This is a genomic window from Deltaproteobacteria bacterium, from assembly GCA_019310525.1.
Lineage (GTDB): Bacteria > Desulfobacterota > DSM-4660 > Desulfatiglandales > HGW-15 > JAFDEE01.
On record JAFDEE010000016.1, the window covers coordinates 62,657 to 76,222 of the forward strand.

The following is a 13,566-nucleotide window of genomic DNA, read 5'->3' on the forward strand; positions in this document are numbered from 1 at the left end:
CTCGGATTTTGTATAATATGGTATCAACATACTTCCAGGTGCCCCACTGGGGGCTTAATAGGGAACCCCGTTAGAATCGGGGACGGGCCCGCCGCTGTGATCGGGGACGAAAACCGCGGTCCGCATTTCACAGGTTCTCCGGAACCGCTGAAATGAGGACAAAAGCCACTGTCCGGAATGCACACACGGATGAACCCTTTGAAAACGTTCAATTTTGTTCAAGGTCAAGGAAGACGAAAATTTTAACCACAGGAATACATTGAGTATTTCGAGGATTAAAATTTGAGTCTGACGCAGAAATTGGGCAAAAGGGGGCGTTTTCCAAAGGGTTCGAGGATGGGAAGGCGCGGGGAGTAGGAAGAACCGTAAGTCAGAAGACCTGCCTGGAAGAAAAGAGGTAGCCCTCGCGGAACAGGGCTTGCCGACCAAGATCTCGAGGATAAAAACGGGATATCCCCGGATCGATGCCTATGTCGATCCGGGGATTTTTTTTCTACACGGGTTGCGTCTCATCAAGTCCCTTCTTTCCAGCCCTGTTCCGACCTGGGAGCCCTCTGCCCCGAAATGGCATTTGATTTTGCCGGTTTCGGAAAACTGACTTATATTTATTTATAACTAAGTGATTTTATTCGATTAATTGGGAGGGGATGATCGATGGCCTGCCATGAAGGAATCAAGAAGGCGGTACGTTTTATAAGGAATCATTTCAGGGAGCCGTTGACCCTTGATCAGGTGGCGATGGAGAGCGGCATGAGCAAATATCACTTTGCAAGGGTCTTCAAGGTTTCTACAGGCATGACTTTCAAGGAATACCACAACCGGAGACGGATCGAGGAGGCGAAGGCCCTGTTGTGTAATCGTACGATGCGGGTGACTGACGTGTGTTATGAGGTGGGATTCAATGACATCTCTTATTTTGACCGGGTTTTCAGGCGTCTGGTAGGCGTCAACCCCACTTCATATAAGAGGCGTCCGGAAACAACATCATCCGATTTTTCTTCTCCCGCAAAGGAAAAAGGCAATTTTGTGCAAATAAAAGGCAATATCATCCAAGCATTTCAAAAATAAAATTCGATATAGTCCACGCAATTCTTCAGAGCAGGAGAAAGGGAAAGCGGTGAGAGGCCGCTGCTGCCCCGCAACTGTATTCCCGATTCTCGAACAATGAGAATCCGTGTCCAGGCCATTAGAGCCACTGTTCCGTAAAGGTTGGAATGGGAAGGCGGTCGGGACCGGGAAAGCCAGGAAACCTTGCCTGTTCTTCTTTTGCCGAGGCCCAGCGAGGGAGGGGACGACGGCACGGGTCGTTTCAGTGGTCGCTTTTTTGAAGCCGCCACTCCCGCCGTGTTTTTCCCTTACCGCACCCTCCGCTTCGCTGACCCTTGGAAAATCCAGAGTCGTTCCGGTTCCTCTGGAATAAGAAGAGAAGTCACCAGTCGATTAAGCCATGAACAAAAAAAGAGAGAGGAGAAATGTCATGCCAAGAAAGATCTGTTTAATGCTCTTTTTATGGATGTTAGCCATGTTGAGTAGCTTGCCTTCAACCGTCGTCCTGGCAGGGCCCTATGCCCCCGCCGCCGGCCAGCCCGGATCCACGGCCATTCACATGGACAGTTCGGACTTCGTGGGTTGGGCAACGGGCTGGATTGATTACTTACCGGGAGAAGAGGTGGATTCGAAATGGCAGACTCCAGAGAAGGCCCTGGGGAAGGCTGTGGGCACCTCCTATGATATCGTAACCCTCGGGCGGGGTGGGCGGATCACAATGACCTTCGATACCCCCATTGCAGACGGGGAGGGTTGGGATTTCGCAGTTTTCGAGAATTCCTTCAACGATACCTTCCTGGAATTGGGTTACGTGGAGGTTTCCTCGAACGGCGTGGATTTCTTCCGGTTCCCGAACGATTCCCTCACGCCTGACCCGGTTGGAGGGTTCGGGGCGCTGGACCCCACGAATATCACCGGGTTGGCCGGCAAGTACCGCCAGGGCTACGGAACACCGTTTGACCTCGGAGTCCTTGATGGTGTGGATCCCCTGCTTGATGTCCACAATGTGGGCTGGGTACGGATCATCGATATCATAGGGGATGGGACATACCTGGATACATCAGGGGATATCATCTACGACCCTTATCCTACAGTGGGAAGCGCTGGTTTTGATCTGGATGCCGTGGGAGTGATAAACGCCGCCCCCGTGCCTCTCCCCGGGACCGCCTTTTTGCTGGGAAGCGGCTTGTTCGGTCTCCTGGGAATGAGAAGAAGGTTTCGTTCTCGATGATCAAATACTACTGCTGTTTTTATCAAAACAACTTGTAAGGGGAGGAAGATCCATGAGAAGACTTGTCTTTTATTTATTCATGTTATCCATGTTATCCATTTTACTGCCGTTTCAGACCCATGCGGCCGTGGCTACTTTTGACGACAATCCGCTTGCCCCCAACAGCCATTGGGGAGGTGCCGGTTCCACAGAGACCGGCTTTGTCAGCGGAGATGCCTACTTCCCGCACCATGCTGACACATACTCCTGGCACGGCTTCGTCTATTCCAACGAGACCGATACCACGACACCGGGATACACCAACCAGTTCAGCGCCATTACCGGTGGAGGAGTATACGGTTCTTCCAATTACGGAGTGGGCTACATCCCCCTGGACTGGCAGAATGGAACCTATGACCCGGTTCCACAGACCCTGAGCTTCGGCGCCTCCTCGGGGGAGGACTACAACACCGTCATTTCAGGGGCCTACTTCACCAATACCACCTATGCATATCTTTCCATGAGGGACGGGGATTCCTTTGCAAAGAAATTCGGTGGATCCACAGGGGATGATCCTGACTGGTTCAAGCTGATCATTAAAGGGATCGACGAAAACGGGGACTATACCGGAACCTTGGAGTTTTATCTTGCGGATTTCCGGTTTGAAGACGACTCCCAGGATTACATCGTGGATGACTGGACCTGGGTGGACCTCTCCGGCCTGGGTGCTGTTATCGGGCTGGAATTCAGCATCGATTCTTCGGACAAAGGACAGTGGGGAATAAACACACCCGCCTACTTTGCAATAGACGATCTTAACGGCGTACCTCCTTCTCCTGTCCCCCTGCCTGCTTCTCTGTGGTTGCTGGGCTCCGGTCTCCTTGGCTTGATCGGTGTAAGGAGACGCAGCCTGAAAGAGCCCGGAAAAACCGGCAACCCGTTGAACCGGTAACGCCGGTACAACAGGCAGAACCTGCAGTCCCGGCCCTGGTCTTGATCAGGGTGCGGCAATCGAAATTGCCGCAGGGGAGGAAAGGTATCCCGGGCTTCTTTTAAGACCCCGGGATACCTCTTTTCTCCCTGGGGGTGGGGTGTAATCTGCAAATCTCCAATAAACCGAATCATCAGGAACAGGAACCGAAAAAGGTAATCTGGAATGAAGCACTCTCGAAACCTCTGTGTAATTCTGGCGTGCCTTTTTTCTTTTTTCCTCATGCAGGCACTTGATACTCCACTGGTATCTTTTGCACATGCTGAAGAAGAGACACCGGATTCGAAGGAGGTTCAGGCCGTCGATCCCCATCCCCGCCCCCGTTTTGAACTGGAGGAAGTCATCGTCATGGCGGCGGGTTTGGAGGAGGAAATCAAGAAGATCCCTAAGAATGTCACCGTCATCACAGAGGAAGATATCGCCCAGGCTCCCAGTAATAATCTGGTGGATCTGCTCGCAAGGGAAGCAGGCGTCGTGATCCGAAGTTCCTTCGGGCATGATAAGATAGCCGGTGTTGACATCCGTGGTATGGGGGACACCTATGTCAGCAACGTTATCGTCATGGTGGACGGATACAGGCTGAACCCCCCTGACCTAGCGGGCCCAGACTTCTCTTCCATCTCTCTCGATCAGGTGGAAAAGATCGAGATCATCAGGGGGGCTGGGTCTGTGGTATACGGGGACGGCGCCGTCGGGGGAGTAATAAACATCATCACAAAAAAAGGGAAGAAAAAACCTCAACTCCGCTTATATTCTTCTTATGGAAGTTACGATACCTTTGACGGAAGAGCATCCTGGAGGGGAATGTTCAAAAGCGTTTACTTCAATGTGAATGCCAATTACTACGGTTCGGATGGATACAGGGACAACGGGTTCTTCCGGAAAAAAGGGGGAGGCATGAACCTGGACTACGATTTGGGAGAGAGAATAACACTTTCCCTTCGTGCCTCAACACACCGTGACTCTTACGGCCTTCCCGCATACGTGAACAAGGATGACATCGATTCCAGGGAGAAGAGGACCCTCACCTTTCGGCCCGACGATTCGGGTGATACGAGGGATGACCGTCTCATGGCGGGGTTTGAGATCGATCTCGGTGACTGGGGGACCCTGGAGATCCACAGGGGATATCGGTTCCGGGATAACTTCTATCTAATGGGGTATACACCGCTTCTGAGCAGGGCGGAACAGACGGACCATATAAATGAAAATACCAGGCTTTTTGACCTGGGGTATTCAAAGGAATATGAGCTTTTCAAGAGGTCGAACACTCTTCGTGTCGGGCTCGATCATTTCAAGACAGAGTATTTCAGGGAAGAGAATTCAAGGAATCAGAGAAAGAACAGTGAGGTGAAAACCCTCGGGTTCTTTATCACCAATCGGATGGACCTCTCCCATGGTCTAAGCCTGCATTTGGGTTGCCGGCGCAACACTTTTAAGGGCGTGTTCCGAAACGACCAACATGTCAATTTCGGGGGGAAGCGGATCTGGGTCAACGGTGATCCCTATTCCAAGAAATGGAAAAACCGGGCATGGGATGTGGGCCTGGTATATGAGATCAATCCTGATCATACTCTGTTTGCGGACTATGCCACCAGTTTTCGCTCGCCCAACGTGGATGAACTCGCCCTTGCAGACGATGATCTCCATCCCCAAAAGGGAAAGCATCTGGAATTCGGATCCAGGCATTCCATCTCCGACCGCCTGGAATTTTCCCTCACCCTTTTCAGGACCGTCATCAAGGACGAGATTTATTACGATGGAAGCGGTTTCGGACTGAACCGCAACTATGATGATAAGACGGTCCGCCGAGGCATAGAGGCGGACCTCAAACTTTACTTGACCGATTCCTTCTTTTTCTGGGGAAACTGCAGCCTGTTAAGTGCGAAGTTCGAGGAAAAGAACACCAGGATTCCCCTGGTACCGGAGAGAAAAGTCTCTATGGGGATAGAGTGGCGGATCACCGGACCGCTCCTCTTATCGCTGACAGGCACCTGGGCGGGTTCTTCTCCTGACGGAAACGATCAGAACAACGATATGTACCAGATGGTCCATGGTTATAAGGTGTTCGACGGTAAGCTGACTTACAAGCGCGAGCAGTTTAAACTGTTTTTCGGGGTAAACAACATCTTCGATGAGCTTTATTCCACCGTGGCTTACAGCGAGACCTATTATCCCATGCCTACCCGGAATATTTATGGCGGGATGGAATGGACCTTTTGAAGCACAACTGGAAAAATGATGAAAAACATGGGAGCCCGCTGGACGGGATGGTTGTTCTTGTTTTCATTGCTGTCGCTGATATGTGATCCGCCGGTCATTGCCGGTCCCTATGCGCCCCGGGCCGGGGCAATGGGGTCTACGGCGATCCACATGGATGATCCATCCATCAAGTCATGGGCCACCGGATGGGAGCATTACGAGGTGGGGGCCGAGGTGGACGAGCAGTGGAAGACTCCCGAAAAGGCCCTGGGAAAGGCTGTAGGAACCTCCTTTCATATCGTAACCTTAGGTCGGGGGGGGCGGATCACCATGACTTTCGACCCTCCGATCGGGAACAGGGATGGATATGATTTCGTGGTGTTTGAAAATTCATTCAATGATACATTCCTGGAACTGGCCTATGTGGAAGTCTCTTCCGACGGGGTCAACTTCGTGAGGTTCCCATGTGATTCAACGACGGCCGATCCTGTCGGGGGCTTCGGAGCCGTGGATCCCACCAACATTGACGGACTCGCCAGCAAGTACAAGCAGGGTTACGGCACACCCTTTGACCTTGAGGATGTAAAAGGGGATGAACTGGTCAGTAACGGCACGGTAAAGCTCAATCATATTACCCATGTCAGGCTCATAGATATCGTCGGTGACGGGACATGCCTGGATACGAGCGGCGATCCGATATATGATCCGTATCCTACCGTGGGGAGCGCCGGTTTCGACCTGGACGCCATAGGCGTAATCAACCAGGGATTCGACAATCTCTCGCCGCCCGATAAGCCCTCTTTGGTCTCCCCTGCGGACAATGACCTCAACACCTCGGTTACACCAGTCCTGGAAGTCGGGCCCTTTTCAGATCCTGATGAGAGTTACGGCGACACACACGGGCAGACCCGCTGGCAGATCAGCACCGTGGCATTCGGTGATTCTGATCCCACCGAGGCGTCCTTGGTCTTGGACACGGTGAGTGCGACCCATCTTACCACCCTTAGGATTCAATCAGCACTGCTTGAGCCCGGGAAGACCTACTATTGGCGGGTGAAGTTTTCCGATGCCGGGGGGAAAACATCGGAATGGTCTGATGCGTTCTGCTTCACTACGACTCCCGTTACGGGAGATGCAGGAGCGCCGGGTGGCGGCGATCCCAACGGTATTCCAGACCTCCAGGATCTGGACAGCCTGCTGGATGACGTTGATCAAAACAATCGTTCAGATATCCAAGAAATGAACGACCATTTCAAGGTGGCTAAAAGCGTTACGGAAGGCACAGGAAGAATAGGCGTTCGGACCTCCGCAGATGTTACCATCGAACACCTGGAAACCCTTGATCCAACGGACCTGGAGGACGGCGAATCATCCGCGGAGTTGATGTCCCTGGGACTTCTTGCCTTCCGTCTCAAGGTGAAAAATCCGGGAGATACAGTGACAGTGACGATTTATCTCTCCGAAGCGGCGCCGAGCGGGTACTCATGGATCAAGTATGAGTATGGGAGCGGATGGAGAGACTACTCTTCAAAGGTGGCCTTTTCTGCAGACAGAAGATCTCTGAGTCTGACCCTCACGGATGGGGGGGAAGGGGATGCCGACGGCCTCGCCAATGGGGTCATCGTGGATCCCGGAGGCGTGGGACGCATTTCCTCCGGGGATGATGACGATAATAACGGTGAAGGAGGAGGTTCCCAAGGCGGGACGGATACATCACCGCCGGGCTCAGATGGGCAGGCTGGTTTCGGCGGTGGAGGAGGGTGTTTTATTTCAACGATTGAAGGAGGGGAATAACCAGGCCATGAGACCGGGAACGAAGAGAGACCTTTGAAAAACGTTCAATTTTGTTCAAGGTCAAGAAAGGCGAAAATTTTAACCATCCCGCTTTAGAATGCCAAGCGGGACAGGCATCCATACATTGAAGTATTTCGAGGATTAAAATTTGAGCCTGACGCCGCAATTGGGCAAAAGGGAGCGTTTTTCAAAGGTCTCGAAGAAAAGATCCACATGCCCCTGAGGGAGCGGTTAGAATTCCGGCCCTCTCCTCCGGGGCGTAGGCCCTGCGGGCCGGAAACTTGCCCTTGAACAAAATCGAACGTCTTTTAAAGGTTTCCCTTTATTCTGCCGTTGAAACAGCGGATTTTTACTCCTGGGAGGGAATAGCAGGTACTTGAAGTCAATTGAGGGAAGGACGTTTCCATTTAAAGGAAACGTGGCCGCGCCCAGGATTGATTCCGGAGAGGGCACAAAGGGTGACGGCACCAGCGTTTTTTGTAAGCCAGCGCTGGTAGCACCGCTTGAAACTGGGATTGGTAAAGGTCCATGTTTCACCCAGGTATTTCAACTCCTCGATCACACGCCAGTAGAGATGCAAGTTTTTGCCCTCCTGTGCTTGATTGATTGGAGTTTTATCTTCTAGCATATTTTGAATCATTACTCAATTCAATTCTCATGAAAATCCATCCCAGGGCGCGGTTTTAAAAGACTGATGTCGGAGAGGACTGAAAAAGATTACCTAGTCTGGATTCCTGAGAGCAAGAAGCGCTTTCCTGGCCTCTTCCTTCCCTGGAAAATCCCCGGCCCCGTTTAATGCCCTGGAAAGGTATTCGCCCGCCCTTTCTTGTTTTCCCATCTTGAGGTTGATCATGCCCAGATGGTAATTGAATATCGGGATTCCGGCCTCCCTTTCCGGAATTCTTGCCATCAAGTCTCGGGCCTTCTCGTATTTTCCCTGACGGTAATAGACCCAGGCCACGGTATCAAGGAGGTTTCCTGTGTCGGGATGCTTTTCCAAGAAAGGGATTATGAGCCTTTCGGCCTTTGAAAGGTTTTCCTTCGTAGGGGCGTATTCTGCATAATAGAAAGCAATGTTGTTGGCGGCCACCATGGAATCGGGTTTTTTATCCAGGACCGTCTCGTAGAGGTCCTTGGCCTCTTTGTGCTTTCCCATTTGATCCAGGGTGGCTGCGATCAACATGAGAATGCGCGGGTTATCCGGAACCTTGCATCGAATTTTTTCATATACGGCGAGGGCTTTTTCAAGGTCGCCCCGGGCTGTATAAAGCCTTGCAAGCAGAACCTGATATGTAATGTTCTCAGGACATTTCCCGATCTGTTCCATGCATCTCCTTATGGCCTTATCCGATTGTCTGTTATGCAAGTAGAATTTAATGAGTTGGTGAAGGGCTGGAGTAAACCCCGGATCCCTTTTTAAGGCCTCTTCTAAGAGCGCCTTTCCTTCATCAAATTTCTTTTCCATCAACCTGACCAGGCCTTGTTTGTAAGGAGGAACAGGAGACGATGGATCCAAGCGGAGGAGCATGTCCCAGTATTTCTCGGCCCCGGGAATGTCTCCCGATGCAGTGGCCATGTCTCCCAGGAGGACAATGGTCCTTTTATCTCCGGGGTCGGCGGCGAGGATTTCCTTCAGTTGTTCCATGGCCAGGTCGGTTCTTTTTTTGATCCGGTAAACTTCGTATAGACCCATCCGGGCTTCCTTGGCCTCTGGGTTAATCTCGAGGATTTTCCTGTAGGTGGTCTCCGCAAGGCCTGTTTCCCGGTTAAGCAGGTGGGCCCTGGCCAACCGAAGAAGCACCGGGAGATTACCAGGGTCGTCGTGAACTACGGCCCTGTATTCTGCAACAGCCCCGGTAAAATCCCTGAGGCCCAACAGGATGTCTCCCCTGAGCCTGTGTGCCCGGATATCCCGCGGATTCTCCTCAAGGATTTCATCGATGAGTTTGAGGGCCTCGTCGCTTTTGTGTTCACGGAACCGGATCATCGCCTTCAAACACTTTGCCCTCAAATAATCAGGCCCTGTCTTTTTTCTGAGCATGAAGCGATCCAGCAATTCGACGGCCTTCTCATCCCGGTTGTCTTCAAGATAAAAATAGGCCAGGAGCCCTGTGGCCGCATATCTTTCCGGCAGATCCTTCACGGTCTGTTCCAGGACGCGCTTCATGGCCTCCCTGTTCCTGTTTCTTGCATAGAATCGGGCCAAGGCCAGCCGGAATCTTTCGGTTTGGGGGGAATCGTCCACCAGTTCTTTTAAGACCATCTCCGCCTTTCGGATGGCTTTTGTGCGCTCGTAAAACCCGGCAAGGAGAAGCCCTGCCTCCTTTTGATCGTTCCACTGCTCCATTATACGGCGGTATTCTTTTTCGGCCTTCCGGATTTCACCGTTTTTTTCCAGTACGTGCGCAAGGAGCAACCTGGCTCCCCGATGCCCTTCATCACGGCCCAGCAGTTCCTGGAGGTATCTTTTTGCCCCTTCCATGTCTCCTGCCTTCGTCCTGAGGTCGGCCAACATCAGGTAGGGTCGAGGCATGCCAGGGTCTTCTTCTTTGAGGGTCTTGAGCAGGTCTTCGGCTTCCCGGTGTTTGCCGTCCTCGGTAAGACAGGCCGCCTTCAGAAGACGGGCCCTGAAATTGTCTGGATTTTTTTTAAGAACCCATTCCGCCTTCTCAAAGGCCTCTTTCTTCCTGCCGGCCATCAGGAAGAGTTTGCCTGTTTCCACGTGGGCCTCCAGGAGACCGGGATCCAATTCCGTGGCCTTGCTGAAGAGGCCAAAGGCCTTTTTCCAGTTTTTCTGTTTAAGTTCGGCCATGCCGAGCATGTAGAACCCTTGGGCGAATTCAGGATCGACCTGAAGGGCGTTTTTGAATTCGAGCCGCGCCCGTACATAGTCCCCCTTCTCATACAAGGCCTTCCCTCTTTCAAAGAATTTCATCTTCTTCTCTTCCGGCCCTGAACAAGAAGAGAAAAGCGCCAAAGAAATCACGAGAAATAGTGCGATTGCTCTATAGCTGTACTTCATGGAAATAAATCCTCCGAAGGTTTTATGGTATATTGAAATTGTCCGTGCTATCTTTGAAAGAAGAGATTCCGTGTTGATCAGATCTGCAGGAGCCCCTTTATTCCAAAGACGGCCAGGGCCCCTGTCGTAGCCCAGGCGAGCCGAATCGTCCTTCCCCTCAATTCGCCGATCAGCACTTCATAGCTGAAGAAAAAAACGATGATTTTCATCGCAATCGTCCCGGTATGGAATGCGACCATCTGAAAGTCAGGAAGGTTCGGCACAACAAGGGCGACGGCCAGGATCAAGAAGTTCATCGGCGTGCTTTTGAATCCCTTCCGCCTTTTCGTAAAGGTCATGGTGAGGAGTGAGAAAAGGGCCAGGATCCCGAAGGAAAGTGAATAGATCCGGATTGCGCTGCGGGCCAAGACTTGAGGCATTTCAAGTTCGCTCAGGTATACCGTGAAGGGAACAACAAGGTATACGGCTATGCGGACGGCGGAGGAAATCATCGGTCGCATGAACGAGAGGCTGAAAAGGACGAACGACGCCAGAATGAAGGATCCTGAGGAGATGTAAGAGGGAACCTTCCCGGAGAGAAGACAGGTCGCCAAGAAGAGGGTCGGGGTCCCGAAGACTACAACCCTGAAAGAAATCTTTATCAGTTTTCGCTCCATCAGATCCTTGAACCGGCCCCCGGCCCCCCTGTCGATGAGCGGACGGCGCTTGAAACTAAAACCCGTCTTCTCGGTAAAATGGAAGCCCGCCAATACTAAAAATGAAAATCCGCCGTAGAGCCCGAGAATAAACCAGTCCGAATAAAAGCGGAACGTAAAGGCGGAGAGTGTCAGCAGGAACTGGATTCCGTAAATGGTCATCACGGCCTCTTCGTGATGGAGTCCCAGTCGGAGAAGCTTATGGTGAAAGTGGTTTTTATCGGCCAGGAAAGGTGAGCGGCCCTGGGTGATCCTCTCAAGGATTACGGCCAGGGTGTCCAGGACCGGGAATCCCAGGATAAGAACGGGTATCAACGGGCTGAGGGGGCCGCCCTGCTGTGTCAGTCCTATTGAGAGGGTGACGGCCAGGAATCCGAGCAATTGGCTTCCGGAATCTCCCATGAAAACGCTTGCCGGGTGAGTGTTATAAGGCATGAATCCAAATATCGCTCCGACCATGGAAAAGGCCAGAAGGGCAATTGAGATGTATTCGGATTTGTAGGCCAGGTACCCGATCAAAGCGAAGCCCATCATGGAGATCCCTGCGGCCAGTCCGTCCAGGCCGTCTGACAGGTTGACGGCGTTGGTAACACCTACAATCACGAGAAGGGTCAACGGGACGGAAAGCCAGTCAGGGAGAACTGCGCCCTCGGGAAGAAGCATTCCCAATGAGTTGATTTTCAATCCACCGAAAAATATGATCACGAAGGCTGCGGCCGTTTGCCCACCTAGTTTGACCTGATACCCGGTGTTTTTCAGGTCATCAATGAGACCCAAGAAGACAACGATTCCCGTACCGATCAATATGGCACGGATCATCTCATTCCCTTCCGGATGCAAAAAAACGGGAATCATGGCTCCCAAGGCCATGGGGAGACCGCCGCATCTAGGAGTCGGGATCGTGTGCACCTTTCTTTCATCGGGAATGTCCAGGAAACGGATGCGCAGGGCCAGTTTCCTGAATACGGGAATCAGGGAGAAAGTGATAAAGAGAGAGAGGATGAGGGTTGAGAAAAACAGCATTATTGTTGATTCGGGATGGTTAAAATTTTCGCCTTCCCCTCCGGGGCGTAGGCCTTACGGGCCGGAGACTTGACCTTGAACAAAATTGAACGTTTTTCAAAGGTCTCAGAACCTTGGCTCCTAAAGCTATCGGCTGAAGCCGTCAGTGGTTTAATCCACAGTTTCCATCTGAAGATTCATGGGATTCAGCGTGCTTCCTTTATGTGTGAAAACCCGGCCGAATCCCGTATCGTTTGTCTCTCAGCCAGGAAATCCAGAAGAACCCCCATGAACACCCTCGTAAAATCGTCAAGTCTGACCTCGGCCTTCTTTTCCCCTTCATTTCTGTGGATACCGGTGATGAGCCGGATAAACAAGTCGTGGGTGTTGTCCCTCAGGATGGCATGAAGAGCCAGGTGGAACCGGTTGATGTTCACATCAAATGAAGTTTTGTCTCTTGTTTGGAACCAGTAGTAAACGAGGTGTCTTTGTCCCGCTTTTTCCACCATTAACCTCTTTACCGTGATTTTGCCGAAATGCGGTATACTTCTTATCTCATGGGCCGATGAATGTAATGTCTTCCAGCCCGAAGAAGGAAGGCATACATCTGGGCTGTGGAAAAAATTGGTGTTTTCTCCGAAAGGTGAACCCCGGTAACCCAGATAAAGAGAGACCGTTCCTGCACCGGGCCTGTAGTATGATGCTTCGAATGCATCCTCCGCCCCTGATGCTTCAATGATCTCCGGACTGATGGAGATCCTCCGCCCCTGCCAGTCCTCAAGTTTCAAAGGAAAGCCCGCCAGGCCTCCTCGAATCTGTATGGCCGGAAGGGCCGTTGTCAAAAAATTCAGGATTCCTACCGCAAGCAATAAGAGAGAGGAAAGGGTCACCGGGAGGATGTTGCTTCGGTGCGTGACCGGTAAGACATCGCAGTGTTTTTCCACCCTGGGTTTTGTCTTACTTTGAGGCGGGATTATTTTTAAAGTGATATGAAGGAGAAACATGAGTCCTAAGGCGAACATGAAAACGAGCCACCCGGAAAAGCTGTGAAAAAAACCGCTGGCCGCTTCCAAACCGTAGCATTGGGCCAGAATACCGGTAAACCCTATCCGTACACCGTTGGTGAATACCGCCAGGGGTATGGTGGAAATAACAATAAGACCCCGTCGCAAGGGTGATCTTTCAAAAAAGTAGGAGAAGAGGAGCCCTATAGCCAGCAAGGGGAGGATATAGCGAAGACCGCTGCACGCATCCACGACCTGAAGTTTCAAGACTCCTAAATCTATGACGTTGCCTTCGACGAATACCGGGATATCAAAAAGTCTCAGTATGGATTCTCCAAGCCTTGTGGATAGCAGTTTAAGACGGTAACCGACGACACTGCCGAACAGAGTGGGCAATGGGATCATGAATATCAGCATGGACAATGGGAATGCGGTGATTTTCAGTATTCGTCTGCCGTAACAGAAAAGAACCAGCGATAGGATAACCAGAGGAACAGCGGGACGAACGGCAGATGGACTTGATCCCAGGATGCCGTAGGTGCTGATAACGAGTAGAATGAAGAAAATACCGCCACCCAATAAGCTCGGCCGGACCGGTG

The 13,566-nt window shown here is 51.7% G+C and carries 9 protein-coding genes and 2 riboswitches; of the genes, 5 read left to right on the forward strand and 4 right to left on the reverse strand.

Annotated elements, in window-relative coordinates; genetic code table 11:
• Positions 1–19 precede the first annotated feature (19 nt).
• A riboswitch (cobalamin riboswitch) is annotated at positions 20–402 on the forward strand.
• A gap of 252 nt (positions 403–654) precedes the next feature.
• From JRF57_04480 to JRF57_04500, 5 genes are all read left to right on the forward strand, one after another.
• The gene (locus JRF57_04480; protein ID MBW2302951.1) at positions 655–1,068 is read left to right on the forward strand and encodes a helix-turn-helix transcriptional regulator; all 414 of its coding nucleotides are present in this window, start codon (positions 655–657) and stop codon (positions 1,066–1,068) included.
• Positions 1,068–1,273, forward strand: a riboswitch (cobalamin riboswitch). (Overlaps the previous gene by 1 nt.)
• A 225-nt stretch (positions 1,274–1,498) precedes the next feature.
• A complete protein-coding gene (locus JRF57_04485) occupies positions 1,499–2,278 on the forward strand; it encodes a PEP-CTERM sorting domain-containing protein (GenBank protein ID MBW2302952.1) in 780 nt (259 codons plus the stop codon).
• 52 nt (positions 2,279–2,330) lie between these two features.
• Positions 2,331–3,209: a DUF4465 domain-containing protein gene (locus JRF57_04490; protein MBW2302953.1), complete on the forward strand. Its 879-nt coding sequence runs from the start codon at positions 2,331–2,333 to the stop codon at positions 3,207–3,209.
• Positions 3,210–3,413: 204 nt separating this feature from the next.
• Positions 3,414–5,471, forward strand: a complete 2,058-nt coding sequence (locus JRF57_04495; GenBank protein MBW2302954.1) for a TonB-dependent receptor — start codon at positions 3,414–3,416, stop codon at positions 5,469–5,471.
• A gap of 57 nt (positions 5,472–5,528) precedes the next feature.
• Positions 5,529–7,244 (forward strand): hypothetical protein, encoded by a 1,716-nt coding sequence (locus tag JRF57_04500; protein ID MBW2302955.1) that lies wholly within the window; start codon positions 5,529–5,531, stop codon positions 7,242–7,244.
• Positions 7,245–7,626: 382 nt separating this feature from the next.
• Here JRF57_04500 and JRF57_04505 read toward each other — a convergent pair whose 3' ends face one another.
• The 4 genes from JRF57_04505 to JRF57_04520 all read right to left on the reverse strand — a co-directional run.
• The gene (locus tag JRF57_04505; GenBank protein ID MBW2302956.1) at positions 7,627–7,824 is read right to left on the reverse strand and encodes a hypothetical protein; all 198 of its coding nucleotides are present in this window, start codon (positions 7,822–7,824) and stop codon (positions 7,627–7,629) included.
• 141 nt (positions 7,825–7,965) lie between these two features.
• Positions 7,966–10,266: a tetratricopeptide repeat protein gene (locus tag JRF57_04510; GenBank protein MBW2302957.1), complete on the reverse strand. Its 2,301-nt coding sequence runs from the start codon at positions 10,264–10,266 to the stop codon at positions 7,966–7,968.
• A 77-nt stretch (positions 10,267–10,343) separates the two neighbouring features.
• A complete protein-coding gene (locus JRF57_04515) occupies positions 10,344–11,984 on the reverse strand; it encodes an undecaprenyl/decaprenyl-phosphate alpha-N-acetylglucosaminyl 1-phosphate transferase (GenBank protein ID MBW2302958.1) in 1,641 nt (546 codons plus the stop codon).
• Positions 11,985–12,169: 185 nt separating this feature from the next.
• Positions 12,170–13,566: EpsI family protein (locus tag JRF57_04520; protein MBW2302959.1), on the reverse strand; the 1,397-nt coding region annotated here is incomplete at its 5' end.